This window comes from Alistipes sp. DJF_B185, assembly GCF_964250025.1.
In the GTDB taxonomy this organism is placed as follows: Bacteria; Bacteroidota; Bacteroidia; order Bacteroidales; family Rikenellaceae; genus Alistipes; species Alistipes finegoldii.
Window position 1 is genome coordinate 50,250 of record NZ_CAXUDY010000010.1, and the last position, 25,631, is coordinate 75,880.

Consider the following 25,631-nt stretch of genomic DNA (forward strand, 5'->3'; position numbering starts at 1 on the left):
ACCAGATAACAATACATACGGCGGCGGGGGAGAAGCCTCCGGTTGGTTAGGTCGGAGAGAGCCTGCCGCGAGGCAGTTGTCCGTTGAATTTCAGGTTAGGTTTTAGTTTAGCAATTATTTCGGTTTCTCCCCTGCCCGTATGTTTTTCGGAACGCTAATCCAATTCGGTTGATTATGTCATCATTACTCAGATTCAAGATGGTCGATGCGGCTATAAACCACACCGCCGTCGAGGTTAATGCCCCCGAAGGACGTCCGTCGGACTATTTCGGCAAGAAGGTGTTCGGGCGCGCCGCCATGCGCAAGTACCTGAACAAGGCGACTTACGAAGCGTTGGTCGATACGATGGAAAACGGCACGCGCCTGACGCGCGAGGTCGCCGACAGCATCGCGGCGGGCATGCGGCAGTGGGCGCTGGAGCACGGCGCGGACCACTACACGCACTGGTTCCAGCCCTTGACGGGCGGTACGGCAGAGAAGCACGACGCCTTTGCCGATCCCGACGGCTGCGGTTCGGTGCTGGAGGAGTTCTCCGGCAAGCTGCTCGTGCAGCAGGAGCCGGACGCCTCGTCGTTCCCCAACGGTGGCATCCGCAATACGTTCGAGGCCCGCGGCTATTCGGCGTGGGACCCGACGTCGCCGGCGTTCATCGTCGATACGACGCTCTGCATCCCGACCGTCTTCATCGCCTATACGGGCGAGGCGCTCGATTACAAGGTGCCCCTGCTGCGTTCGATCACGGCCGTGAACAAGGCTGCGACGGAGGTGTGCCGCTACTTCGATAAGAACGTGCAGCGGGTCGTGTCGTATCTGGGCTGGGAACAGGAGTATTTCCTTGTGGACGAAAGCCTGTGGGCCGTGCGTCCCGACCTGATGCTCACGGGCCGTACGCTCATGGGCCACGAGTCGGCCAAGAACCAGCAGCTGGAGGACCACTATTTCGGTGCGATCCCGACCCGCGTGATGGCATTCATGAAAGACCTCGAATACGAATGCCTGAAACTGGGCATTCCAGTCAAAACCCGTCATAACGAGGTGGCGCCCAATCAGTTCGAGCTGGCTCCGGTCTACGAGGAGGCCAACCTCGCCAACGACCATAACCAGTTGCTGATGACCGTGATGGACAAGATCGCCCGCCGTCACCGGTTCCGCGTCCTGCTGCACGAAAAGCCCTTCAAGGGCATCAACGGTTCGGGCAAGCACAACAACTGGTCGCTGGGCACCGACACGGGCGTGAATCTGTTCGGACCGGGCAAGACCGCTTCGGAGAACCTGCAGTTCATCGCCTTCCTCGTGAATGCCATCTCCGCGGTCTACAAGTTCAACGGCCTGCTGAAAGCCTCGATCATGAGCGCCACGAACGCCCACCGTCTGGGCGCCAACGAAGCGCCTCCGGCCATCATCTCTACCTTCCTCGGCACGCAGGTTTCGGCCGTACTCGACAAACTGGCCGCCAGCAAGGGCGACGACGCGATCCGTTTCGACGCCAAGAACGTCTTCAAGATGAGCGGTATCTCGCACATCCCGACGCTGCTGCTCGACAACACCGACCGCAACCGCACTTCGCCGTTCGCCTTTACGGGCAACCGCTTCGAGTTCCGCGCCGTGGGTTCGTCGGACAACTGCGCCGAAGCGATGATCGTGCTCAACACGGCGATGGCCTACGAGCTGACGGAGTTCCGCAAAAAGGTGGACGCCAAGATCGAAGCCGGCATGAAGAAGGAGAAGGCCATTTACGAGGTGCTGAAACAGATGATCAAGGCCTGCAAGGCGGTGCGTTTCGACGGCAACGGCTATTCCGACGAGTGGAAGGCCGAGGCGAAGAAGCGCGGTCTGGACTGCGAGACCTCGACGCCGCTGATTTTCGAGCGTTACCTCGACAAGGCGACCCTCGAAATGTTCGGTTCGATGGGCGTTTTCACCGATGTCGAGCTGGAGGCCCGCACCGAGGTGAAGTGGGAGACCTACACCAAGAAGATTCAGATCGAAGGCCGCGTGCTGGGCGATCTGGCGATGAACCATATCGTGCCTATCGCGTCGAAATACGAAGCCCTGCTGCTGGACAAGGTCTACAAGATGTCGCAGATTCCGGGACTGAACGCTTCGGCCGACATTGCGCTGATCAAGAAGATTCAGTATCATACGGCGGAGATTCAGCGTCTTACGGGCGAAATGATCGACGCGCGCAAGAAGGCCAACAAGATCGAGCAGATGCGCGAAAAGGCGATCGCCTACCACGATACGGTGTCGGTTTTCTTCGACGAGATCCGCCGCCATATCGACAAGCTGGAGGAGATCGTGGACGACCAGATGTGGCCGCTGCCCAAGTACCGCGAGTTGCTTTTCCTGCGCTGATGCGCTCCATAGTAAATAGTAAATAGTATTGACGTATTGTGCGATAATCCGGGCTTGCCGCCCGGATTATTTCTTTATCTTTGCTTCCCCGGAGGCTGCGAATAGTGTGCGGCCGCCGGATTGATTATAATATTAAGTATGGAGTATTTGAAGAGTTGGTTTCGCGGATTCGAGCAGGGAATTGCCGATTTGCAGCCGCAGCAGCGGGAGGTGCTGTTCCGTGCGTGCGCTGTAAACTGCGTGCATGGAGGACCGTTCGGACTCTACCGCAGTCTGTTCGAGGCGGCGGAGGGGGATTTGGACCGGTTTTTTGTGAAAATAGACGAACTGGACGGCGTTCGCGGCGAAATCGTGTGTGCGGGACGGGAGTACAACCTCTGTTTCGAGGCCTGTTCCTGTGCCCTGCACCGTGCGGGGTGCGTGAATACGCCGATGTTGTGCGAATGTTCGCGGCAAAGCTGCTTTACGTGATGTCCGAACTCTGGCCGGATCGGAAATTCGGGGTGGAAGTCCGCGCGTCGATCCTGCGGGGCGCTGACGAGTGCGTGCTGAATATCACGGTCGGATAACGGATTGGTGTGCGGTGCCCGGAGGGTGTCGGGAAACGGTGATGCCGGACGATGCTTTGGCTGATGCCGCACTTGATGCGGAATCGTGATTTCATAATGTGGGTAATTGTTTTTCTGCATTTATTTTTTTACTTTTGTTTTTGACCGTATGTTGCGGACGAAGAACCCACTTGTGAATGAAGCGAAAAATAGGAACGGCATTGCTGACGGTATGCGTCACCGCAGCAGCATATGCCCAAGGCCCGCTGTCGGCAGCAGATCGGACGCGGAACGCAAAAACAGCGGCGCGTATCGAACGGTACCGGCTCGATTCGAAAGAGAACAACCTCTTTGTGACGGCCGCGTCGGGGATTACGGCGCATAACCAGGCGACTGCCGGCGTGAAGGTGGAGTACAGCCGCCAACTGAAAGGAAATTTTTATTGGGGTGCGGATTTTTCGGCCCGGTGGCATCTGGGAAGTTTGATGGATTACGACTGGAGCGGCCGTGGACCTGACCCTTACCGCAATACGGTGGCACAGGATATTTACAAACTGGATGCAATGGCCTATTACCGGCTTCCGGTGGTGAAAGGCAGGCTTTTTCTGCGTTTCGGAGCTGGTATCGGGGCGGGATATCACCGGATGATCCGGGATGTGGACGGCGAAAAGGATATGGATAAAGATAAGGTGTTGCCTTACTTCAATGTAGAATGTGCGTGGATTCTGCGGGTGACGAAGGGGTTTGAACTGAAATTTTCACCGACGATCCTGCTCGCGCCCTCCGAATTTTCGGTGTCGCCCGTCAAACTCGGTGCGCCGACCGATGTGACGCCGTGGCTTACGGACGCCGGATTTTCGCTTACATGCGGCTGGCGGTTCTGATGAATTGAGAAGAAACAGTATAGTATGAAAATTATTGCCGACAGCGGATCGACCAAATGCACCTGGCTGCTCACCGACGGCGTGCATATCCGGGAGGTGCGCACGCGGGGAATCAACGCCGTGCAGCACTCGCCGGAGCAGATACGCGAAGCTCTTGCGGAACTTCCGCCCTGCGGCGGGGCCGAAGCCGTCTATTTTTACGGTGCAGGGTGCGGACATACGTTTCCCGACGCGACGGCGAAGATGGTCCGGGAGTTCGGTGAACATTTCGGCGCGGCGCGTATCGAAGCCGAATCGGACCTGCTGGGGGCGGCGCGGGCGTTGTTCGGCCGGGGCGAAGGCGTGGCCTGCATCCTCGGCACGGGTTCCAATTCGTGCTGGTGCCGCGGCGGCGAAATCGTGGAAAACGTACCGCCGCTGGGCTACGTTCTCGGCGACGAGGGCAGCGGTGCGACGTTGGGGCGCAACCTCGTGAACGGCATCTTCAAAGGGCATATTTCCCTGCGCGGCGAGTTTCTCGCGGCGCACGGACTGACTTACGAGGAGATCATCCGCCGGGTTTACCGGGAACCTTACGCCAACCGTTTCCTGGCGTCGTTCGCGCCGTTCGTCCATGCGCATCTGGACCGCCCCGATATCAGGGACATGGTCGAGAGGAGCTTCGCCGATTTCGCCGAGCGCAACCTGAGCGGTTATCCCGTCCATCTGCCCGTGGCGTGTGTGGGCGGCGTTGCGGCCGCTTTCGGGGATTTGCTGCGCGAAACGCTGACGCGCTGCGGCCGCGAGGTGGTGACGATCGTCCGCTCTCCGGCGGCCGGATTGACAGAATATCATTATGGAAAACAGAATAACCGAACAGGCTTCGGCCTATGACGATTTACAGCGGATGTCGGTGCACGACATCCTGACGGGTATCAACCGCGAAGACGCGCGCGTGCATGAAGCCGTGCGGACGACGATTCCGGTGATGGAACGTTTGGTCGAACGCATCGTCGAGCGCATGGAGTGCGGCGGGCGCATGTTTTATATCGGTGCGGGCACGAGCGGGCGGCTGGCCGTCACCGACGCTTCGGAACTGCCCCCGACCTACGGTGTGCCGTTCGACCGGGTCATCGGCCTGATCGCCGGGGGCGACGGGGCTTTGCGGCGGGCCGTGGAGCATGCCGAGGACGACATGGAAGGTGCGTGGCGCGATATGGCGCCTTACGCCCCGACCGGGAAGGACGTGCTGATCGGCATCGCCGCATCGGGAACGACGCCTTATGTGATCGGCGGCCTGCGCACGGCGCGGAAACACGGACTGCTTACAGGTTCCATAACCTGCAATCCCGCCTCGCCCGTGGCGGCCGAAGCGGAGTATGCGCTCGAAGCGGTTGTCGGTCCCGAATTCGTGACCGGCTCGACCCGCATGAAGGCGGGCACGGCCCAGAAGCTGATGCTCAACATGCTCTCGACCGCCGTGATGATCCGACTGGGCCGCGTCGAGGGCAACCGCATGGTCAATATGCAGCTCACGAACGACAAACTCGTGGCCCGCGGCACGCGCATGGTGGCCGAAGCTTCGGGGCTGGACCAGACGCGGGCCCGCGAACTGCTGCTGCGTTACGGATCGGTAAAAAAAGCATTGGAGCATGTACCGGAGTCTGAATGAATATATCGCGCGGCTGGAGCGCGAGGGTGAACTGATCCGGATCGGGGCGCCCGTATCGCCCGTCGAGGAGATCGCCGAGATTACCGACCGCATCTCCAAGACGCCGGGCGGCGGCAAGGCGCTGCTGTTCGAAAATACCGGCACGGCGTTTCCCGTGCTGACGAATCTGTTCGGCTCCGAACACCGCATGGCGCTGGCGCTCGGCGTCGGGGCGCTCGATGAACTTTCGGAGCGTATCGACGGACTGCTGAAGCAGGCGGCCGCGCCGCGCAATTCGCTCTCAGACAAACTGCGCGCCCTGCCGATGCTGGCCCAGATGGCGCGCTGGTTTCCCCGGACCGTGTCGGGCCGGGGCGCATGCCAGCAGGTCGTGCTGACCGGGGCCGAGGCGGCGCTCTCCGCGCTTCCGGTCCTCAAATGCTGGCCTGCGGACGGAGGCCGCTTCGTGACCCTGCCGATGGTCAATACGGTCGATCCCGAAACGGGCGTGCGCAACGTCGGCATGTACCGCATGCAGGTCTTCGACGACCGTACGACGGGTATGCACTGGCATGTTCACAAGACCGGAGCGCGCCATTACGACGCCTACAAGCGTCTGGGCCGCCGGATGCCCGTTTCGGTCGCGCTGGGCGGCGATCCCGTCTATACCTACGCCGCGACGGCTCCGATGCCTGACAACATGGACGAATACCTGCTGGCCGGGTTCCTGCGCCGCCGTCCGGTGAAACTCGTGAAGTGCGTTACCAACGATATCTATGTTCCGGCCGACTGCGACTTCGTGATCGAGGGCTATGTCGATCCGGCCGAAGAGAAGGCGGTCGAGGGGCCTTTCGGGGACCATACGGGCTTCTATTCGCTCGAAGACCGCTATCCGCTTTTCCATGTCACGGCCCTGACCCGCCGACGCGATGCGGTTTATCCGGCTACGGTCGTCGGCATTCCGCCGCAGGAGGACGCATGGATCGCCCGCGCGACGGAGCGGATCTTTCTCGCTCCGATCCGCATGGCCCTGCAGCCCGAAGTCCGCGACCTGACGATGCCCGAAGCCGGTACGGCCCACAACGTCGCCGTCGTTTCGATCGACCGCCGTTACGAGGGGCAGGCCGTGAAAGTCGCCCAGTCGTTGTGGGGCGCGGGACAGATGATGTTCAACAAATACCTGCTCGTCGTGCCGTCGGGTACCGACGTGCGCGATTTCGATGCGCTGGCGCGGCTGTTGCGGCGGATCGACCCCGTGCGCGACCTCGTTCGCAGCGAGGGAATCCTCGATGTGCTGGACCATGCTACGGCGACGCCCGGCTTCGGCGGTAAAATTGCAATAGACGCCACGGCGGCCGGCCTTGCGCCGGACTCGGCGTCTTCTGCGCAATCCGCGCCGCGGCTGCCGGAGGGCTGCCGCACCGATCTGCTCGAAAAGTGGGGCGCGGCGCTTGCCTTCGCCGAACCGGGGGCCGGGGTTCGAACCCCTGAGGGGGTGCGATATTTCGTGCTGTTCGACCCCGCGGCGGCGGAGCTGATGCCCGAAGAGCTGTTGTGGCTCGCGGCGGCCAATACCGATCCGCGGCGCGACGTGCGGACGGAGGGGGCGACGCTCGTGATCGACGCGCGAAGCAAACGGCCCGGCGAGGGCGGCAATCCGGCGCGGTTTCCCAACGTCGTGACGGCGTCGGAAGCGACCGTCGGGCTGGTCGATCGCCGCTGGACGGAGTACGGGCTGGGCGCTTTCGTGGAATCGCCTTCGCGGCGTTACCGCCGCCTGCTGCTCTCCGGCGGTGCGCAGTGGTAGGTTCCGGCCTTTGCCGGACGGTATGTAAATAGTCTCTGCATATGGGAAAGTTTTTTACAGAACGTGAGATTCGGGCCGTGGCGGTTTTTCTGCCGCTGGCCGGGTTGCTGGTCCTCGGCATCGTCCTCGTGCGTCCGAAGGCCGATCCCGCGGCGGCCCTGCGGGTCGAAGCCGAAATGGAGGAGCGGGCCGATACGGTCGTCATGCGGCCGTTCGATCCGAACACCGTGGATTACGACGGCCTGCGGCGGCTGGGGCTTACGAAACACGAAGCCGTGAGCCTGCTGAAATACCGCGCCGCAGGCAAGATTTTCCGTATTCCCGAAGATGTGATGCTCTGTTACGGCATCAGCGATTCGCTCTTTTACCGGCTGGAGCCCTACATACGCATCGGACGCAAGTATGCCATCGCTCCGCAGGAATACCGTACGGGGCGCGTCGTCTCCGAGCCGATGCCGCCCGCGCCGTTCCGCATCGACACGGTGAGCGCGCGTTACCTGCGGGCCATCGGCGCATTGTCGAAACGGCAGGCCGAAGCCTTTGTCCGATGGCGCGACCTGAGCGGCATTTACGACATGGAAGAGCTGCGGGCGTGCTATGTGGTGAGCGATTCGGTCGCATCGGCGCTCGAACCTTACGTCATCTTCCCCGAACGCAAAGCGGAACCGATCGACGTTCCCGTCGAGATCAACACGGCCGATTCTGCCGCGCTGAGGAGTGTGGCGGGCATCGGCGAGAAGACCGTCGTCTCGATTATCGGCTACCGCGACCGGCTCGGCGGATTCCTCCGTGCGGAGCAACTCGCAGAGGTTCCGGGAGTCACGGAACGCAATTATGAGAAAATTTTGAAACAAATTTACTGCGATAGTTGTGAAATTCGGAAAATTGATATTAACTTTGCAACCCCGAAAGAGTTGGGCCGGCATCCGTACATTCCGCCGCAGACCCTTCGGAAATTACTTAAACGAAGACAGTTGAAAGGAGGTTGGAGTACCGCAGAGGAATTGATCGAAGACGACATAATGACCCGCGAGGAGGCAGCACGGCTGGTTCCCTATCTGCGGTTCGGCCCCCGAAGCGGACCTGACGACGAGTAGACGAAGCGACATTGCAAGGGAAAAGGTATCGGAAGATATGCGTCCCGGAGGATTTTAAGTAAACGAAAGAATTAAAAAAACAATAAAAAGTAGAATATTATGATTATCATGCCGGTAAAAGAGGGCGAAAACATCGAGCGCGCCCTGAAGAAGTTCAAACGTAAATACGAGCGCACGGGCGTCCTGAAGGAGTTACGCCGCCGCCAGTACTTCACCAAGCCTTCGATCGCGAAGCGCGTGGCGAAGCAGCACGCCATTTACGTGGAGAACATGTACCGCGACGAGGACTAGTCCTCCGGTGTTCTGCACCATATACGCCCCGGCCATCAAAGGCCGGGGGTTTGTAGGTAAGAGAAAGTGCAGAAAAGAGTAAATATCTTGTTTGCAAGTATTTAATTCTCTCTTCTGCATATGCTCCGAGCAATAAAAAAGCAAAATCGGGCAGGTTTAACGGTGAGTTGTGTTACTTATCCGTTACCTGCCCGAAATGCTTTGATTTGCATTTAAGGCAGTAGTTTTCAGTTTATTGCATCGAATTTCCGCATAACAAATAACTTGACTTAACGTTTAACAAATCCTCAAAGTTCAAGTTATTATGCAACGCAGCACTTTCAAAGTCCTTTTCTATGTGAAAAGGCAGTCCGAAAAATCGGGTCAGGTTCCCGTCATGGGCCGTATCACCATCAACGGCACGATGTCGCAATTCAGCTGCAAACTCACCGTCCGTTCCTCCCTCTGGGATGCCAAAGCCAACAAAGCTTCCGGCAAAAGTCTCGAATCGCAGCGCATCAACGAGAAATTGGAGAATATCAAGACCAATATCGGCAAACAGTATCAGCGTCTCTGCGACCGGGATTCATACATAACGGCCGAAAAGGTCCGCAACGCCTTCCTCGGTATGGGCGATGATTGCCGCCTGCTGTTACAGACCTTCGACGAATATCTTGCGGAGTTCCGCAAGCGTGTGGGCAAAGACCGCGCTTATTCCACCTATGAGGATTACTGTCTGCGTCGCAGGCGTCTTGCCGCTTTCCTCGAATACGAATACCATGTAAAGGACATTCCGTTCAAAGAGCTGAAGCGGGAGTTTATCGAAAAGTTCGTCGTCTACCTCTCCACGGTAAAGGGTCTTGCTTCCGGGACGATCTGTGCCGGAGTCAAGAAACTGCGTCTGATGACCTATACGGCCTATAAGAACGGCTGGATTCTCGTCGATCCTTTTGCAGGGTTCCATGTCAGGCCTAAATACGCCGAACGGCGCTATTTATCCGCTTCGGAATTGCAGGCCGTGATGGACGTCGAACTTCCTAACTACCGAACGGGCATTAACCGGGATGCCTTCGTCTTCTGCGCTTTTACGGGCCTGAGCCATTCGGACGTAGCAAAGCTGACCCATGCCGATATTCATACAGACGACAATGGGGATTATTGGATCATCGACAAGCGGCAAAAGACAGGTACACAATTCCGTGTCAAACTCCTTCCCGTTGCTGAAATGATCTACGACCGTTATAAAAATCTGCATCTGGAAGGTAATAAGGTCTTTCCGATCAAACGCTACTATAAGACGATGAACATGTCCTTGCGGCATGTTGCCAGACATGCTGGATTGTCATTCAATCCGACAATGCACGTGGCGAAACATCATACAATCTCTATCTAATTGAAAATTAAACAGTTATTTCTGTTTAATTAATATCAGGTAACGATTTAGAAACGAGCGAATTACAATATTCTGTTTTCTTTTGCCTCTGTCAAAGAACGATTCTTTCAATGCAAATATACACTTTACTTGTGACAAAAGCAATCTTTTTCTACATTTAATCGACTTACAGTCAGCCTTAAAGAGGGTATCTGGTCTCATTCCATCTTCTTCCTCAAAAATAACATAGCAGTCTAAATTGGTTTATGTATGGGATAGGTCTTGTTCATTCGATCCGGTAGACTACTATACATAAAAGTATAAAGGCGAGATACGACAAGGAGATGCCATGCTTTTGTGTAAGGGGAATCTCTCTTAGCTTATCGCAGACCATGTATAGCTAAGTGTTTTGAGAATAAACAGTCTGTAAAAAACGGAAAGACACCGATTATGGGCCGTATCACCATCAATGGAACCCAAGCCGGTTTCAGTTGTAAGAAAGAAGTGTCCCTCGCTTTGTGGGACGTCAAAACCAACCGGGCCAAAGGCAAGTCCGAGGAGGCCCGTACACTCAATCAGGAGCTTGACAATATCAAGGCGCAAATCACCAGGCACTACCAGTACGTCTGCGACCACGACAGTTTTGTTACAGCCAAGAAAGTCTATAACCGCTATGTCGGCTTCTCAGAGGAATGCCACACCCTTATGAACCTTTTCAGGGAACAGCTGGAACCGTATAAAAAGAAAATCGGCATAGAGAAAGCCGAAAGCACCTACTGCGGTCTGGTTGCCGATTACAAGAGTCTCCTGCTTTTCATGAAAAGCAAGAAGAATGCAGAGGATATTGTCATCGAAGAACTTGAGAAATCATTCATCGAGGATTACTACAACTGGATGCTCGGTACATGCGCTTTGGCAAACTCCACTGTCTTCGGGCGTGTCAATACCTTGAAGTGGCTGATGTATATCGCGCAGGAAAAAGGCTGGATACGGGTTCATCCGTTCGCATCATTCGAGTGTATGCCCGAATACAAGAGGCGTTCTTTCCTTTCCGAAGAGGAACTGCAAAGGATAATCCATATAGAACCGAGATACAAACGCCAGCGTGCCATGCGCGACATGTTCCTGTTCATGTGCTTCACCGGTCTTTCCTATGTGGACTTGAAAGCCATAACATACGATAATATCCATACCGACTCCGACGGCGGTACATGGCTGATGGGCAACCGTATAAAAACGGGAGTGGCGTATGTCGTAAAATTATTGCCCATTGCTATCGAACTGATTGAAAAATATAGGGGTACGGATGAAAAGAAAGACTCCCCGAATGTGTCTTTCCGGTAGGTGAATACAATGCCATGCGGCTCAGTCTTGGAATCATAGGCAGGAAATGCAACTCCGGGGCGAGGTCACCCCGCACATCGGACGCCACGCATTTGCCGTTCTGGCCATACTCAAGGGGATGCTGCTGGAAACTCTTCAGAAAGTGTTTGGGCATAAGTCCATCACATACGTCCTGCGCATCCATTCACTTGTCCGGCGCAGGCGGGGCAATCTTTTTCTGGAAGTCGCCCATCTGTACGACCAGCGTGCTGACCAGCTTTCTCAACTCCTAATACGCGCTTGTTTCAATAATTGTCAGTTCCATACTAAAATTCTTTTTAAGATTCTGAATATGCGACAAAGTAACGCACATCCTATATCCTTTCCAAACAGATAATATCAGAGTCTTCCGTTGGCGTGCATTGGCGTATCCAAGGTTAAAAGAGAAGGTCCTTCACCTGCATCCATGCGGCAACGGAACTTCCATTCCCTTACTTGTTTTCCATAAATTTATAGGATTAATTTCTGGTGCATGATATTAATAGTCATTATTCTGTCTGCTTTTTTTGCTTGCATAATTGCAGCTAACAGTTATCTATTCCAGAACGCATTGTTATGGAAAATGGCAAGCTGTTTTGTTGGTTTATGGATATTGTGTATGATAATTACCGTCTTCGTTTGTCGTAAACTTGAATGCTCTAATTAAAACAGTACGGTTGTCATGCTTTGTGTGTTTTATTATAAATATTATGAATTATTTGGAATTGATATGTAATATAGATAATTTTGCAGTCGGGAAATGGTTTCGGGAGGTTTACGCCTTCCGAATGAAAAGGGAACCCGGTGAAAATCCGGGACAGTACCCGCTGCTGTGAGTCCACAAAAACGGACATCGAACTTTTGCCACTGGTGTAATACCGGGAAGGCACGATGACCGGGACGAGTCAGAAGACCTGCCATGACCGGAATGAGATTTACACCTGCGGGATATACGGGTCGTAATCAAATAAGGAATAGCTCATCGGCCATTCAATATTTGAAGACAGACATATTCCCGTTCGTGTAAGTCCGCACGAACGGGAATTTTTTGTGTTTGTTAATAATATGTTTTACATTAAAATGAGTGACCTATGAAAAGAAAATTACGCTTTCTGGCAGGTGCCTGTCTATTTACCGCAACCGCCTTGTTCTCTGGCTGTAGCTCGGACGATGACTTTTTGATGGACCCGGTTGATTCCGGAACTTCGCAAACCCGTGCTGTGACAAATTCGGACGGTACTTTAACTATCACTTTCGATGATTTCGATCCCGGCATGTTAGCAGGACCTACCTCGGCCGGAGAAAATCTTTATTCGTACCAAGGGTATCCTCAAGTAACCACCATTTACGACAATACTCCGGAAGAATATCTCTTCCTTTCAATGTTTAATACTGTAGGTGGAAGCACAGAGTATTCCAGCGGCGGCATCGCACTTTCCAACTGGAACATCCGCTCCAATCAGTCGGGAAATACCGGAGACTGGTGGTATTCTTATCTAAACCAATGTTCTGTCTATAACACTGCGGTGGAAGCGGAAGGACAGAATAAGGAAGCCGGGCACAGCGGTTCCAATTTCGGTGTCGTTTACGGATATGTGGATGCTTACAATCAGGCATGGATGGCTAAACCAGAATTTTATTTCAATGTTCCCCGGAAATTGGTCGGCCTGTGGATCTGCAACACCTCATACACTTATGGTGTCATTACTTATGGTAATCAGTTCGGTTCTACGGGGGTAGCGACTCCTCTGAAAGAGATGAAAGGGTATTTCCAAGTGAATCTGGAATGTTATGATGCGAATGGCGGTCTGATCCGCACTTACAAACGTCTTTTAGCCGATTATCGTAACGGCCAACAACAGGTTGATCCTATCACGACATGGGATTATTGGGAAATCAATGCCGAAGGGGTGCAAAGTGTGAAATTCAACTTCGAGGGTTCGGATTCGGGAGCATACGGTTTGAATACTCCGGCTTATATCTGTATTGATGATATCACCATACAATAAAAAGAATACAAGGATATCCCTTCTGTCGGGGGTATCCCTGTTATTTTTCTAAAATCCACACATCATGCATCGTTTTCACTATTTTATTATTTCTGCCTGTATGCTGTTCACCTCCTGCAACAAGGATGAAGTCATTACCGAAGAAGTAGGAGGACAACCTATAATAGAACTTGACAGCGAGACCGGTATTTACACGGTCAAGGTCGATCACGAATTGACTATCGCCCCGACATACCAGAATGTTGAAGATGCTCTTTTTGCTTGGACGATAGACGGTACGCTGGTTTCTTCGGGTCCGTCTCTTCAACGTACATGGAATGAATGCGGGGATTTTTATGTCAAACTAAGAGTAGACAATGCGGAAGGCTATGCCGAAGAGGAACTGAAAGTAGAAGTGAAAGAACTCACCCCTCCGGTCATCTCACTGGCACTACCTTCGCAGGGGCTAAAAGTCGTCCGGAATACCGATTACACATTTACTCCCGATATTCAGCATTCGGATGTCGAAGGGTTCAAAATCGAATGGGTACGGGAAGGAAAAATCGTTTCCACCGAGAATACTTATACTTTCAATGAAAAAGAACTCGGTGTTTATACGGTGACAATCAACGCTTCCAATATAGATGGGACAACAACGAAAGACGTAAGCGTAGAGGTCGTGGAAACGATGCCCTACGTTGTCAAATTCCCGACCCCGTCTTACCTGCAAACATCCACGGACAGGTACACTTTTGCCGACCGTCCTGTTTTCCTGCGTCCGTTGTTGGAGTATTTCGACAATCCCCGTTTTGAGTGGAGTGTGGACGGTCAGGTCATGGAAGGAGAAGTGGAACGCATGTTCAAGTTCACGCCGTCCGCACCCGGAGAATACACCGTCTCCTGTACTGTGTCGGAAGACACACCGACGGAAAAAATAAGCAGGAATATCGACAAAGGGAAAACGGCTGTCACTGCCACCGTAAAAGTCGTTTGTGTGGACAAAAAGGAACAAGACGGCTTCCGGGCTTCGGGAAGTTCCAAGCTCTGGAATAAAGTCTATGAATATACCCCAGCTCCCGGCCAATTTATCAACGAGACGAGCACGATAGGCGGTATGACCGGCAACGAAACATCCCCTGAAGCGGCTGTCGCATGGGCAACACAGCGTTTGAAAGACAAACTGCACGTCTCTTTAGGTTCTTTCGGGGGTTATATCATCGTCGGCTTCGACCACAGTATTCCCAATTCGGGTAACCAATATGATTTCTGTGTTCAGGGGAACGCCTTTGACGGCAGTTCCGAACCGGGTATCGTATGGGTCATGCAAGATATAAACGGAAACGGATTGCCGGATGACGAGTGGTACGAACTGAAAGGATCTGAAGCAGGCAAGGAAGAAACAATACAGAATTTTGAAGTGACCTATTACCGTCCGGAAGGCAAAAAAATGGATGTCCAATGGATCAGTTCCGACGGTAGAAACGGCTGGGTAGACTATCTGTCCGCTTATCATACACAAGACTATTATTATCCGGCTTGGATTTCGGAAAACAGTTATACCCTGACAGGCACTTGTCTGGCCGCCCGCAACACCCAAGATTCTCAAACCGGTTATTGGGATAATCAGAGTTATGACTGGGGGTACGTGGATAATTTCGGAAACGACCAGATAGAAGGCGGCAGTACGGTGGATGGAAGCGGACAAAGGAACGGTTTCAAAATTTCCAATGCCATCCATGCCGATGGAACGGAAGCCAATCTGCAATATATTGACTTTATCAAAATACAATGCGGTGTTCTGGCCAAAAGCGGCTGGCTGGGCGAAGTTTCTACGGAGGTATTTTCTTTTGAGGATCTAACCAAATAATAAAAATTACAAGTATGAAAATTTATTTTCTTCCCATGCTCCTATCCTTGTTCTTTTTGGGAGCGTGTGACAAAAACGATGAAATTATACCTGAAGATGCAGATGAAAATTTCATCACATCGGTCGTGATGACCGTGGACGGGAAATCGTACACGGCCGACATTACGGACAATACAGTAACAATAACCGTTCCCTATACGGTATCGCTGAACAACGCCGAAGTGGAATTCAAGTACACAACTTCTGCAACAATCATACCTGATCCTGAAACGGTAACGGACTGGGATAACGAACGAACCTTCCGGGTGACATCCTATAACGGAGATGCCCGCGAATATACCTATAAGGTCGTGAAAAGCGAGATAGAATCTGACGGAGATGTGGAGTTGAAGACCACCGAGGAGGTAGCTTCTTTTGCCGCAACCAAAACAACCGTTGTCAAAGGGAACCTGATTATCGGCTCTGATGCGGAAGAGGCAGAAAAAATCACTGACATATCTGCATTGGCATCTTTGAAAGAGGTTACTGGCAACATTGTCATTCGTAACAGTTACAACGGTGCAGACTTGACAGGGTTGGATAATATCGTTTCTGCCGGAGGTTTACAGGTAGGTTCGACCGATGTCGCCTCGAAAGCTACGGAACTTCACATGATTTCCATGAAAGCATTGGAAACGCTCTCCGGAGACATATCGGTATATAACGACCAAGTGACGTATGTCCTATTCGAGAAACTGGCAACTATTGAAGGAAGCGTGATGTTCAATGCGTCGTCGTTACAGAGTTTTGAGTTTCCGGTTCTGACTACTGTAGGTCAGGATCTGAATCTTCAAGGACTCAATGAAGAGAACACAGCAGCCGGTTCGATTGCGTCTTTGGAAATACCGGAACTGACAAGTGTCGGAGGGGTCTTGTCCGTAAACAATCTTGCCAAGCTGACTTCCATGAGCTTCCTTAAGCTGAAAGAGACCGGTGGCCTTGATTTCCATACCGTCCCCGTGATGTTGGAAACCATCAACCTTCCGGAAATCGAAACAGTAAACGGAAGTATTATTATGGAAGCCAATATGGAAGCTCCTCCTACCGGTAGTTTTGTTCCCCAACGAAATGACGTGCTTCAGGCTTTCGGTGGAATGGACAAACTGACAACGATAAAGGGACAGATAAAGATAAAGAATTTCACGGCACTCAAACAACTTCCCGACTGGAGCAAGATCACCACACTTGGAAGCATCACGCTGGATTATCTTGAAGATGTGAGCGGAACACTGCTGTTGCCGAACGCCCGATTTGAAACCTTCGGAGAAACAGCGCCCCAGATTGAAATTATAAACAAGGTGCAGCTCTCCAAAATTGAAACAGCCGAAGATTTGTCAAATGTAAATTTTGTCATCACCAGTCTCACGAATAATAAGTTCCCTGAAATCACGTTCAAGAATATCAAAGACTTCACTTGTAAGCCAACCACCAACAATATCGATTATACCATATCGACAATTCAACATGTATATGGAAATCTAAATGTGACAGGCCAAATGCGAAGCAATGCCAAATTTCCCGACTTGGAAATCATAGATGGATATGGATATATCCAAATACCCATGTTTGCTTCAATCACAATGCCAGTCTTGAAAGAAGTGGGAGGACAGTTCTATTTATCTGGAAATTTTACCAGTTGTAACTTGCCCTTACTATCCAAAGTTTGTTGTTCAGCTTCTCCTGTATATTATAAAGAGGGAGAGGGTTCGTTAGCAATATCTTTACAAAGTAAATCGCTGGATATTCCGGAATTGCTTCACGTAGGAGGTGAAGGGTTGTTCGTTAATAAAGCAACAGGCATTACTTGTGATAAATTACAGACTATAGATGGTACGCTACAGATAAAAAGTGCGACTTCTCTTTCTCAGGAAACACTTTCCATGGAGAAGTTGGAGACCTTGCATGGGGTTGTTTTTGACGGTTTGACGAAATTTACCGACTACACTTTCTTCGGCAAGTTTATAGAAAACGGAATGATTACGGGGGAAAGTTGGAGCGTGACGAAATGTGGGTATAACCCAACCTTCCAAAATATGAAGGACAAACAATATACGCAGCAGGATTAAACCTTATACCTTAACCAGAGTACCCGTAATGATTCGGGTACTCTTTTTTATCCGAATGACAATGAGCAGAACAATACAACGGATTTGCCTTTTTCTTTTCTGCCTGCCAGTTTTCGGCAGTTGCATGAAATGGGATTACGGAGAGATGGAAGATTTCTCTGTATCGGCCTCTGGTCTTTTCATTACCAACGAGGGGAATTTCCAGTACAGCAATGCCACGCTTTCCTACTACGATCCCGCCACGTGCGAAGTGGAGAATGAAGTGTTTTACCGTGCCAACGGGTTCAAGTTGGGCGATGTGGCCCAGTCTATGGTTATCCGGGACGGTATAGGCTGGATCGTGGTGAACAACTCGCATGTGATTTTCGCCATCGACATCAATACTTTCAAGGAAGTGGGCCGTATCACAGGTTTCACCTCACCCCGGTATATCCATTTTCTGTCGGATGAGAAAGCCTATGTGACGCAGATATGGGACTACCGTATCTTCATCATCAACCCCAAGACATACGAGATTACCGGCTATATCGAATGTCCAGACATGGACATGGAATCGGGTTCCACCGAACAAATGGTACAATACGGCAAGTACGTCTATGTGAACTGCTGGTCGTACCAGAACCGCATCCTGAAAATCGACACGGAGACGGACAAGGTCGTGGACGAACTGACCATCGGCATACAACCTACTTCGCTGGTCATGGACAAATACAACAAGATGTGGACCATCACGGATGGCGGTTACGAGGGCAGCCCATACGGTTACGAGGCACCGTCTCTCTATCGTATAGACGCCGAGACTTTCACCGTAGAGAAACAGTTCAAGTTTAAGCTGGGCGACTGGCCTTCGGAAGTCCAGCTCAACGGTACACGGGATACACTTTACTGGATCAACAACGATATTTGGCGAATGCCGGTGGAAGCCGACCGTGTTCCCGTCCGGCCTTTTCTGGAGTTTCGGGACACCAAATACTACGGCCTTACGGTCAATCCCAACAACGGGGAGGTATATGTGGCCGACGCTATTGATTACCAGCAACAAGGTATCGTGTATCGCTATTCGCCGCAAGGCAAGCTGATCGATGAATTTTACGTGGGAATCATTCCGGGAGCTTTCTGCTGGAAATAACGAGGAAGGAGGACAAAAATGAAAAGACATCTTATTCTATTGTTCGTGGGGGTAAGCCTGCCCTTTCTGCTTGCCGCCCAGCAGAAAAATTCCGTCAGCATTACCAAAAGGGTACTACGTATTCCGGAGGTTACGGTGGTGGGCAAACGACCTATGAAGGATATAGGCGTGCAACGAACCCGTTTCGATTCCATCGCCATGAAAGAGAACATCGCCTTGTCTATGGCCGATGTGCTGACATTCAACTCATCCGTTTTTGTCAAGAACTACGGACGCGCCACGTTATCCACCGTGGCTTTCCGGGGTACCTCTCCCTCGCATACCCAAGTGACGTGGAATGGTATGCGCATTAACAACCCGATGCTGGGCATGACGGATTTTTCCACCATCCCTTCTTACTTTATCGATGATGCCTCGCTGCTGCACGGAACGTCATCGGTAAACGAAACGGGCGGCGGCTTGGGTGGTCTGGTCAGGCTCTCCACTTCTCCGGCCAACCATGAAGGGTTCGGGTTGCAGTACGTGCAGGGAGTGGGGTCGTTCAGCACGTTCGACGAGTTTCTCCGCCTGACCTACGGTGACAAACACTGGCAGTCCTCCACCCGTGTGGTGTATTCCTCTTCCCCCAACGACTACAAATACCGAAACCGGGACAAGAAGGAAAACATCTATGACGAGGACAAGAACATCATCGGTTCCTATTACCCGACGGAACGCAACCGCAGCGGGGCTTATAAGGATCTGCACGTCTTGCAGGAAATTTATTATAACACGGGCGAAGGCGACAAGTTCGGGCTAAACGCCTGGTATATCAATTCCAACCGGGAACTGGCGATGCTCAGCACGGATTACGGGAACGACATGGACTTCGAGAACCGCCAAAGGGAGCAGACGTTTCGCGGCGTCCTCTCGTGGGATCGCGTGCGGGAGAAATGGAAGGTCGGTGTAAAAGGCGGCTATATACACACATGGATGGCCTATGATTACAAGCGGGACAAGGGAAACGGCGAAATGGCTTCGATGACCCGCTCACGCAGTAAGATTAACACGTTCTACGGAAGTGCGGACGGGGATTATGCTCCTTCAGAGAAATGGCTGTTCACGGCCGGTGTTTCCGTACACCAGCATTTGGTGGAAAGCGCGGACAAAAATATCATCTCGCAGGAAGGTAACAAGGCTGTTGTCGGGTATGACAAGGGACGTGTCGAGTTTTCCGGTTCCGTTTCTGCGAAATGGCGGCCTGTCGATCGTTTTGCCGCCTCGCTTGTCCTTCGCGAGGATATGTTCGGTACGGAATGGGCCCCGGTTATCCCGGCTTTCTTCATCGACGGGCTACTGTCGAAAAAAGGCAATATCGTGGCGAAAGCATCCATCTCCCGGAACTACCGTTTTCCCACGCTGAACGACCTCTATTTTCTGCCGGGCGGTAATCCCGACCTGAAAAGCGAGCACGGCTTCACATACGACGTGGGGTTGTCGTTCTCGGTGGGGAAAGAAAATGTATATGCTTTGAGCAGTGGTATCAACTGGTTCGATTCGCACATCGACGACTGGATCATCTGGCTACCCACAACCAAGGGATTCTTCTCCCCCAGAAACCTCAAAAAGGTACATGCTTACGGGGCAGAGACCAACGCCCACCTTGATATAATGCTCGGAAAGGACTGGAAACTGGATATGAACGGAACTTTCTCGTGGACTTCCTCGATCAACGAGAGCGAACCGATGAGTCCGGCAGACCAATCCGTCGGCAAACAGTTGCCATACGTGCCGGAGTTTTCCGCAACGGTGACCGGACGTCTGTCATGGCGGACATGGAGCCTGCTTTACAAATGGTGTTATTACAGCCAGCGTTATACCATGTCGAGTAATGACTATACTCTGACGGGCTATCTGCCCCCTTACTTCATGAATAACGTGACACTGGAAAAACAGCTCTCTTTCCGATGGGCCGATCTGTCGCTAAAGGGCAGCATCAACAACCTGTTCGATGAAGAATACCTTTCCGTATTGTCCCGTCCCATGCCGGGCATCAATTTCGAGATATTCATCGGCATAACACCCAAGTTCGGAAAAAACAAAAATAGTAAACGATAATCTGCATCAATATGAACGCATTAAAGAATTTAAGCCTGATTTTGTTGCTTTCTCTGGCATTTACAGGCTGCCACAACAAAAGCTCAAAAATCAATGATTTCAACCTGCTGCTTTATGCTCCCGAATATGCCTCCGGCTTCGACATCAAAGGGGCGGGCGGGAAGGAAAGCGTACTGATAACCGTCAGGAATCCCTGGCAGGGAGCGGACAGTGTAACCACATGGCTGTTTATCGTCCGCAACGGTGAAGAGGTTCCCGAAGGGTTTGCAGGACAGGTACTCAAAGGAGACGCCAAACGCATCGTGGCGATGTCTTCCACTCATATCGCCATGCTTGACGCAATCGGTGAAGTCCGGTGTATAACCGGCGTTTCGGGAATCGACTACATTTCCAACCCAGACATCCAAGCCCGCCGCGACAGTATTGGCGATGTCGGCTATGAAGGGAACATCAACTACGAGTTGCTGCTCTCGCTCGATCCCGACCTCGTTCTGCTCTATGGGGTGAACGGCGCAAGCGCAATGGAAAGCAAACTCGAAGAACTCGACATACCGTTCATGTATGTCGGCGATTATCTTGAAGAGTCGCCTCTCGGCAAGGCCGAATGGATGGTAGTGCTTTCAGAAGTCACAGGAAAACGTGAGAAGGGTGAAAAAGCCTTTGCCGCAATCCCGGTCAGATACAACGCCTTGAAAAAGAAAGTGGCCGACAGTACCCTCGGCACTCCTTCGGTTATGCTTAATGTTCCCTATGGCGACTCGTGGTTCATGCCTTCAACCCAAAGTTATGTAGCCCGCTTGATTACTGATGCGGGAGGCCGCTATATCTACCAGAAGAACACGGGAAACGCTTCTATCCCCATTGACTTAGAAGAAGCATATCTGCTCGCGTCGGATGCGGACATGTGGCTGAACGTGGGAATGGCGAACTCCCTTGACGACTTGAAGGCATCATGTCCGAAATTCACCGATACCCGATGTTTCAAAAATGGAGAGGTGTATAACAACAACGCCCGTACCAACACAGCCGGGGGTAACGACTATTACGAGTCTGCCGTCGTGAATCCTGACATCGTGCTCCGCGACCTCGTGAAGATATTCCATCCTGAACTGGTGCAGGAAGAGTGTGTGTATTACAAGCAACTGAAATAGATGCGTTCCCGTTCGACTATATTATTCTCCATATTGATTACGCTCACGGTCGGTCTTTTTTTACTGGACTTGGCCGTGGGAGCTGTCAACATTCCGATCCGCGATGTATGGGCAGCACTGACCGGGGGAAATTGTTCCCGTGCCACGGAAAAAATCGTACTCAACATACGCCTCATAAAAGCTATAGTGGCACTGTTGGCCGGGGCTGCCTTATCGGTCAGCGGTCTTCAGATGCAGACCCTCTTCCGTAATCCTCTTGCCGGTCCCTATGTCCTTGGCATCAGTTCCGGTGCAAGTCTCGGTGTGGCACTTGTGGTACTTGCCGGGATCGGTTCATCAATAGGCATTGCCGGAGCAGCGTGGGTGGGTGCGGCTGTCGTGTTGCTCGTGATAACTGCCGTCGGACAGCGAATAAAAGACATCATGGTAATCCTGATTCTGGGCATGATGTTCTCATCGGGCGTAGGTGCTGTCGTGCAGATATTGCAGTACCTCAGCAAAGAGGAATCGCTGAAAGCCTTTGTCATTTGGACGATGGGGGCTTTGGGTGACGTCACCTCCGGACAACTTCTGATTCTTGTTCCATCTGTGTTTGCCGGACTGCTGTTGGCGGTACTGACCATCAAACCGCTTAACCTCCTGCTGTTCGGAGAGGAATATGCCGTAACAATGGGACTGAATATTCGGCGTTCACGCAGCCTGTTGTTTCTCTCGACAACGCTGCTCGCCGGAACGATAACCGCTTTTTGCGGTCCGATAGGTTTCATAGGTCTCGCTATGCCTCATGTCACAAGAATGCTTTTCCAAAATAGCGATCATCATGTCCTTCTGCCCGGAACAATTCTTTCGGGAGCATCGATATTGCTTCTTTGCGACATCATTTCTAAAATATTCACCTTGCCGATCAACGCCATTACAGCTCTATTGGGAATCCCAATCGTCGTATGGGTGGTTTTACGCAACAAATCCATCACCGCATGATAGAATTACAGCATTTTTCCATAGGTTACAAAGAAAACTCGTTGCTCCACGAGGTAAATGCCACGATAAAAAAAGGTCAACTGACAGCCCTTATCGGAAGAAACGGGACAGGAAAATCGACGTTGCTCCGCGCCATAGCCGGTCTGAACCGGTGTTATTCCGGAAAAATCATTCTCGACGGGCACGACATCGCCTGCATGAAAACCGAAGATATGGCAAAAACGCTGGCTGTCGTCACGACCGAGCGCACGCGCATCGCCAACCTGCGGTGCAAGGATGTCGTAGCCATAGGCCGTGCTCCTTATACCAACTGGATAGGTAGGATGCAAGAAACAGATAAGGAGATAGTCATGCAATCGCTCATTTCGGTGGGAATGGAGGCTTATGCAAACCGCACGATGGATAAAATGTCGGATGGCGAATGCCAGCGTGTGATGATTGCTCGTGCATTGGCACAGGATACTCCTATCATTCTCCTTGATGAACCGACTTCCTTTCTTGACATGCCTAATCGCTACGAACTTGTGGCGTTGCTTCGTAGGCTTGTCCACGACGAGAAAAAATGTATCATGTTCTCGACACATGAACTTGACATCGCGTTGTCCATGTGCGATTCGATAGCATTGTTAGATACCCCGAATTTAAGTTGCTTGACCGCGTCTGAAATGCAGAAAAGCGGATACATTGACAGACTTTTCCAAAATGAAAACATCCGTTTCGACTCCTTATGCGGTACAATGATTTTGAAACAATGAGTATATACACTGTAGAAAATTTTACTTCAGACATCACTGTTGAAGGATATATCGCCGAATTCCGTGACGAACCACATTTTCTTGAACTTTGCAAACAATGTACCAATTACGGTAAAAGTTGGGGGTGTCCTCCATTTGATTTTGATACGGAATCGTTTCTCCGACAATACAAGTATGCACATCTTATGGCAACGAAGATAATCCCTGAAGACAAAGATATTCCGATTGAATATACACAAAAACTCATTTTACCGGAACGGATACGAATCGAGAGCGAATTATTGGATATGGAACGGAAATATGGAGGGCGTTCATTTGCCTATATAGGTAAATGTCTTCACTGCTCAGATAACGAGTGTACGCGTAACTGCGGCACACCATGCCGACACCCGGAAAAAGTGCGTCCGTCACTCGAAGCCTTCGGATTTGACATAGCCAAAACGCTTTCTGAACTTTTTAACATCGAACTTCTTTGGGGAAAGGATGGCAAATTACCTGAATATCTTGTTCTCGTAAGCGGATTTTTTCATAATGAATACGAACTTTGCAACATAGCATACTAATGATTCGGACATGAAATAAACAGACAAACTAACCACATTCGGTTCAATCTGTTTTGTGATTTCAAATGAATTATAGTTAGATATGTAAAAAGCGACGCTGGAGCTTGAAATAAGTAACGGTTTATCGGTGTATTCTCCGTTAAACCGTCCTGTTTTCGTTAAACGAAAACACAACTTGCTGTCCCCTAATGGGGACAACGTTTTGAATATTACGCTATATCCATATAGTGCTATAAAGCCTTTTGTCAGGGGAAAAACGCATACGGTTTCCGCCGGTTTTTCTGCATTTCCGGTCTTCTGAAGGTGAATATTTCCCCACAGAACGTGCGTCTTCCCGCTATACTGCTATAACCATATAGCCATATAAAAAAGAATCGGAAATTGAAATATCATTGATTGACAGCATAATTCACCGATTTTCGGGAATGTCTTCTGTATTCTTTAGTCCGCTATACCACTATCGGCATAGCTTTAGTTATCTCTATTTCGATGTCACACCCTATGTGGTTCGCCATATCATGATATATCACTATCCGGCTAACCCGTTATACCGCTATCAACATATTCCCGTCTATTCCTATTTTGATGTCACATCTTATGCGGTCAGCCATATCATGATATATCGTTATCTGACTATTCCGATATATTGCCGTCTTTTGTCATCCGGGACTTGCAGCGGATAAGATTCGGATACCCCAAATAAGGACTTTTAGCCTAAGATAAAGTAAGCTAATGATATGATAATAAGGATATTACAATTACGACTTCTCCTATAAAAGCATTACCTTAGTAGAGTAAAAAATAAAGGAGGTAACAAGTTGTGAACGAGCAAGTTAGAAGCATTTTAGCACAAGAAACAACAAAAACGAGCAAGATCCGGCAACTGTATCTTTTAGGGATTCCCCGTGCGGAAATCGCAAGGATGGTGACCAACGGCAATTACGGTTTTGTAGTGAACGCCCTGCACCGACGGTCGAGTTCCGCCAGCATTCGGGAACGACCAACTTCATAAAAATACAAAATTGGGTGCTGTTTCTCCACAAATTGGTTACCTTTGCCACAAGGGGGGCAGGTGCCTGCGGCCACCGCGCTCCAGGACATCCCCTTCCTGGACGATGAACAGAAACTATATTATAAACTGAGAACTAAAAAATTATCGGCATGAACAGGCATATGTATATTTTGGCGGATGGCGGCAGGATTGCCGCCTCCGACCCTTCCGAGTTTGTACGCGTCCTACGTGAGGGCAGTTGGTTTGACAGCGGGTGCACCGACGGGGAGTACATGGTGAATTTCTCCGGGCGGTACAGGGAACTGCACGGGGTGACGGTGAGGACTGACACGCCGGAGCATTTCATGGACGACCTGAAAAAGTACGGTTACATCACGGGCTGAGAAGCCCGCTCCTTTAAATGTTACGCTCCCTGCCGGTCTCACATGGATCGGTAGGGATTTTTCTTTTCATCGCCGTAGTGTTCCCATTCTGCTGTCTACTCGTATACCGCTATCTTACCAACATGAGTTCCTGCTATCTTCATAGCTTGACATATCACTATTCCAACAACATAAGCCGTCACAATATCCGTAGCCTGGTGTGTCATTATAATGTAAGCTGTCAATATCTCGTGGCTTGACATGTCACAATCCCGGCAACATCGGAGAGAATCCTG

At 51.3% G+C, this 25,631-nt stretch carries 22 protein-coding genes, 1 pseudogene and 1 riboswitch; of the genes and pseudogenes, 22 read left to right on the top strand and 1 reads right to left on the bottom strand.

Annotated elements, in window-relative coordinates; all coding sequences use genetic code 11:
• Nucleotides 1–198: 198 nt before the first annotated feature.
• Nucleotides 199–2,355, top strand: coding sequence for a glutamine synthetase III (locus ACESTR_RS12235; protein WP_278714218.1), 2,157 nt, complete (start codon nucleotides 199–201; stop codon nucleotides 2,353–2,355).
• A 138-nt stretch (nucleotides 2,356–2,493) separates the two neighbouring features.
• Nucleotides 2,494–2,826 (top strand): hypothetical protein, encoded by a 333-nt coding sequence (locus ACESTR_RS12240; RefSeq protein ID WP_009596077.1) that lies wholly within the window; start codon nucleotides 2,494–2,496, stop codon nucleotides 2,824–2,826.
• Here ACESTR_RS12240 and ACESTR_RS12245 read toward each other — a convergent pair.
• Complete coding sequence (locus ACESTR_RS12245; RefSeq protein ID WP_278714177.1) at nucleotides 2,819–3,019, bottom strand: hypothetical protein; 201 nt, start codon at nucleotides 3,017–3,019, stop codon at nucleotides 2,819–2,821. The genes ACESTR_RS12240 and ACESTR_RS12245 overlap by 8 nt on opposite strands.
• A gap of 81 nt (nucleotides 3,020–3,100) precedes the next feature.
• Here ACESTR_RS12245 and ACESTR_RS12250 point away from each other — a divergent pair, with 81 nt between their 5' ends.
• The 20 genes and pseudogenes from ACESTR_RS12250 to ACESTR_RS12345 all read left to right on the top strand — a co-directional run bounded on the left by ACESTR_RS12250 (nucleotide 3,101) and on the right by ACESTR_RS12345 (nucleotide 25,356).
• Entirely contained in the window at nucleotides 3,101–3,787 is a 687-nt protein-coding gene (locus ACESTR_RS12250) for a hypothetical protein (protein WP_278714178.1), read from the top strand.
• 24 nt (nucleotides 3,788–3,811) lie between these two features.
• Complete coding sequence (locus ACESTR_RS12255; RefSeq protein WP_278714179.1) at nucleotides 3,812–4,660, top strand: ATPase; 849 nt, start codon at nucleotides 3,812–3,814, stop codon at nucleotides 4,658–4,660.
• Nucleotides 4,623–5,438, top strand: a complete 816-nt coding sequence (locus ACESTR_RS12260) for an N-acetylmuramic acid 6-phosphate etherase (protein ID WP_130063693.1) — start codon at nucleotides 4,623–4,625, stop codon at nucleotides 5,436–5,438. The genes ACESTR_RS12255 and ACESTR_RS12260 overlap by 38 nt, the downstream gene beginning before the upstream one ends.
• Complete coding sequence (locus ACESTR_RS12265; protein WP_278714180.1) at nucleotides 5,419–7,224, top strand: menaquinone biosynthesis decarboxylase; 1,806 nt, start codon at nucleotides 5,419–5,421, stop codon at nucleotides 7,222–7,224. Before ACESTR_RS12260 ends, ACESTR_RS12265 begins: the two co-directional genes overlap by 20 nt.
• A 41-nt stretch (nucleotides 7,225–7,265) precedes the next feature.
• The gene (locus ACESTR_RS12270; RefSeq protein WP_227042436.1) at nucleotides 7,266–8,321 is read left to right on the top strand and encodes a helix-hairpin-helix domain-containing protein; all 1,056 of its coding nucleotides are present in this window, start codon (nucleotides 7,266–7,268) and stop codon (nucleotides 8,319–8,321) included.
• 99 nt (nucleotides 8,322–8,420) lie between these two features.
• The gene (rpsU, locus tag ACESTR_RS12275; protein ID WP_009596091.1) at nucleotides 8,421–8,612 is read left to right on the top strand and encodes a 30S ribosomal protein S21; all 192 of its coding nucleotides are present in this window, start codon (nucleotides 8,421–8,423) and stop codon (nucleotides 8,610–8,612) included.
• Between the two features lie 304 nt (nucleotides 8,613–8,916).
• Nucleotides 8,917–9,984 carry a site-specific integrase gene (locus tag ACESTR_RS12280; protein ID WP_014775999.1) on the top strand — a complete coding sequence of 356 codons (1,068 nt, stop codon included), beginning with the start codon at nucleotides 8,917–8,919 and terminating at the stop codon, nucleotides 9,982–9,984.
• 429 nt (nucleotides 9,985–10,413) lie between these two features.
• A complete protein-coding gene (locus ACESTR_RS12285) occupies nucleotides 10,414–11,307 on the top strand; it encodes a phage integrase SAM-like domain-containing protein (RefSeq protein ID WP_130062817.1) in 894 nt (297 codons plus the stop codon).
• A gap of 46 nt (nucleotides 11,308–11,353) precedes the next feature.
• Nucleotides 11,354–11,683: a hypothetical protein gene (locus tag ACESTR_RS12290; protein ID WP_004289226.1), complete on the top strand. Its 330-nt coding sequence runs from the start codon at nucleotides 11,354–11,356 to the stop codon at nucleotides 11,681–11,683.
• A gap of 386 nt (nucleotides 11,684–12,069) precedes the next feature.
• Nucleotides 12,070–12,262: riboswitch (cobalamin riboswitch) on the top strand.
• A gap of 154 nt (nucleotides 12,263–12,416) precedes the next feature.
• Nucleotides 12,417–13,334, top strand: coding sequence for a DUF4465 domain-containing protein (locus tag ACESTR_RS12295; protein WP_004289228.1), 918 nt, complete (start codon nucleotides 12,417–12,419; stop codon nucleotides 13,332–13,334).
• A 64-nt stretch (nucleotides 13,335–13,398) separates the two neighbouring features.
• Nucleotides 13,399–15,180, top strand: coding sequence for a PKD-like domain-containing protein (locus ACESTR_RS12300; protein ID WP_004293827.1), 1,782 nt, complete (start codon nucleotides 13,399–13,401; stop codon nucleotides 15,178–15,180).
• A gap of 14 nt (nucleotides 15,181–15,194) precedes the next feature.
• The gene (locus ACESTR_RS12305; protein ID WP_007567602.1) at nucleotides 15,195–17,285 is read left to right on the top strand and encodes a hypothetical protein; all 2,091 of its coding nucleotides are present in this window, start codon (nucleotides 15,195–15,197) and stop codon (nucleotides 17,283–17,285) included.
• Nucleotides 17,286–17,313: 28 nt separating this feature from the next.
• Nucleotides 17,314–18,414: a YncE family protein gene (locus tag ACESTR_RS12310; RefSeq protein ID WP_004293828.1), complete on the top strand. Its 1,101-nt coding sequence runs from the start codon at nucleotides 17,314–17,316 to the stop codon at nucleotides 18,412–18,414.
• 18 nt (nucleotides 18,415–18,432) lie between these two features.
• Complete coding sequence (locus ACESTR_RS12315) at nucleotides 18,433–20,511, top strand: TonB-dependent receptor plug domain-containing protein (protein WP_373179325.1); 2,079 nt, start codon at nucleotides 18,433–18,435, stop codon at nucleotides 20,509–20,511.
• An 11-nt stretch (nucleotides 20,512–20,522) separates the two neighbouring features.
• Complete coding sequence (locus ACESTR_RS12320) at nucleotides 20,523–21,662, top strand: ABC transporter substrate-binding protein (RefSeq protein WP_004289233.1); 1,140 nt, start codon at nucleotides 20,523–20,525, stop codon at nucleotides 21,660–21,662.
• The gene (locus ACESTR_RS12325; RefSeq protein ID WP_004311292.1) at nucleotides 21,663–22,643 is read left to right on the top strand and encodes a FecCD family ABC transporter permease; all 981 of its coding nucleotides are present in this window, start codon (nucleotides 21,663–21,665) and stop codon (nucleotides 22,641–22,643) included.
• Complete coding sequence (locus ACESTR_RS12330) at nucleotides 22,640–23,398, top strand: ABC transporter ATP-binding protein (RefSeq protein WP_004289235.1); 759 nt, start codon at nucleotides 22,640–22,642, stop codon at nucleotides 23,396–23,398. The genes ACESTR_RS12325 and ACESTR_RS12330 overlap by 4 nt, the downstream gene beginning before the upstream one ends.
• Nucleotides 23,395–23,961: a DUF2284 domain-containing protein gene (locus ACESTR_RS12335; RefSeq protein ID WP_004289236.1), complete on the top strand. Its 567-nt coding sequence runs from the start codon at nucleotides 23,395–23,397 to the stop codon at nucleotides 23,959–23,961. Before ACESTR_RS12330 ends, ACESTR_RS12335 begins: the two co-directional genes overlap by 4 nt.
• 969 nt (nucleotides 23,962–24,930) lie before the next feature.
• Nucleotides 24,931–25,126: pseudogene (locus ACESTR_RS12340) on the top strand (amidoligase enzyme); the annotation flags it as partial.
• Nucleotides 25,123–25,356 carry a hypothetical protein gene (locus ACESTR_RS12345; RefSeq protein ID WP_373179326.1) on the top strand — a complete coding sequence of 78 codons (234 nt, stop codon included), beginning with the start codon at nucleotides 25,123–25,125 and terminating at the stop codon, nucleotides 25,354–25,356. The pseudogene ACESTR_RS12340 and the gene ACESTR_RS12345, both read left to right, overlap by 4 nt.
• The last annotated feature ends 275 nt before the right edge of the window (nucleotides 25,357–25,631 follow it).

What these genes read in the sequence shown, in the direction of transcription:
- ACESTR_RS12235 (WP_278714218.1), top strand. Translation starts at nt 199, where the DNA reads ATGGTCGATGCGGCTATAAACCACACCGCCGTCGAGGTTAATGCCCCC.
- ACESTR_RS12240 (WP_009596077.1), top strand. Translation starts at nt 2,494, where the DNA reads ATGGAGTATTTGAAGAGTTGGTTTCGCGGATTCGAGCAGGGAATTGCC.
- ACESTR_RS12245 (WP_278714177.1), bottom strand. Translation starts at nt 3,019, where the DNA reads ATGAAATCACGATTCCGCATCAAGTGCGGCATCAGCCAAAGCATCGTC.
- ACESTR_RS12250 (WP_278714178.1), top strand. Translation starts at nt 3,101, where the DNA reads ATGAAGCGAAAAATAGGAACGGCATTGCTGACGGTATGCGTCACCGCA.
- ACESTR_RS12255 (WP_278714179.1), top strand. Translation starts at nt 3,812, where the DNA reads ATGAAAATTATTGCCGACAGCGGATCGACCAAATGCACCTGGCTGCTC.
- ACESTR_RS12260 (WP_130063693.1), top strand. Translation starts at nt 4,623, where the DNA reads ATGGAAAACAGAATAACCGAACAGGCTTCGGCCTATGACGATTTACAG.
- ACESTR_RS12265 (WP_278714180.1), top strand. Translation starts at nt 5,419, where the DNA reads ATGTACCGGAGTCTGAATGAATATATCGCGCGGCTGGAGCGCGAGGGT.
- ACESTR_RS12270 (WP_227042436.1), top strand. Translation starts at nt 7,266, where the DNA reads ATGGGAAAGTTTTTTACAGAACGTGAGATTCGGGCCGTGGCGGTTTTT.
- rpsU (WP_009596091.1), top strand. Translation starts at nt 8,421, where the DNA reads ATGATTATCATGCCGGTAAAAGAGGGCGAAAACATCGAGCGCGCCCTG.
- ACESTR_RS12280 (WP_014775999.1), top strand. Translation starts at nt 8,917, where the DNA reads ATGCAACGCAGCACTTTCAAAGTCCTTTTCTATGTGAAAAGGCAGTCC.
- ACESTR_RS12285 (WP_130062817.1), top strand. Translation starts at nt 10,414, where the DNA reads ATGGGCCGTATCACCATCAATGGAACCCAAGCCGGTTTCAGTTGTAAG.
- ACESTR_RS12290 (WP_004289226.1), top strand. Translation starts at nt 11,354, where the DNA reads ATGCAACTCCGGGGCGAGGTCACCCCGCACATCGGACGCCACGCATTT.
- ACESTR_RS12295 (WP_004289228.1), top strand. Translation starts at nt 12,417, where the DNA reads ATGAAAAGAAAATTACGCTTTCTGGCAGGTGCCTGTCTATTTACCGCA.
- ACESTR_RS12300 (WP_004293827.1), top strand. Translation starts at nt 13,399, where the DNA reads ATGCATCGTTTTCACTATTTTATTATTTCTGCCTGTATGCTGTTCACC.
- ACESTR_RS12305 (WP_007567602.1), top strand. Translation starts at nt 15,195, where the DNA reads ATGAAAATTTATTTTCTTCCCATGCTCCTATCCTTGTTCTTTTTGGGA.
- ACESTR_RS12310 (WP_004293828.1), top strand. Translation starts at nt 17,314, where the DNA reads ATGATTCGGGTACTCTTTTTTATCCGAATGACAATGAGCAGAACAATA.
- ACESTR_RS12315 (WP_373179325.1), top strand. Translation starts at nt 18,433, where the DNA reads ATGAAAAGACATCTTATTCTATTGTTCGTGGGGGTAAGCCTGCCCTTT.
- ACESTR_RS12320 (WP_004289233.1), top strand. Translation starts at nt 20,523, where the DNA reads ATGAACGCATTAAAGAATTTAAGCCTGATTTTGTTGCTTTCTCTGGCA.
- ACESTR_RS12325 (WP_004311292.1), top strand. Translation starts at nt 21,663, where the DNA reads ATGCGTTCCCGTTCGACTATATTATTCTCCATATTGATTACGCTCACG.
- ACESTR_RS12330 (WP_004289235.1), top strand. Translation starts at nt 22,640, where the DNA reads ATGATAGAATTACAGCATTTTTCCATAGGTTACAAAGAAAACTCGTTG.
- ACESTR_RS12335 (WP_004289236.1), top strand. Translation starts at nt 23,395, where the DNA reads ATGAGTATATACACTGTAGAAAATTTTACTTCAGACATCACTGTTGAA.
- ACESTR_RS12345 (WP_373179326.1), top strand. Translation starts at nt 25,123, where the DNA reads ATGAACAGGCATATGTATATTTTGGCGGATGGCGGCAGGATTGCCGCC.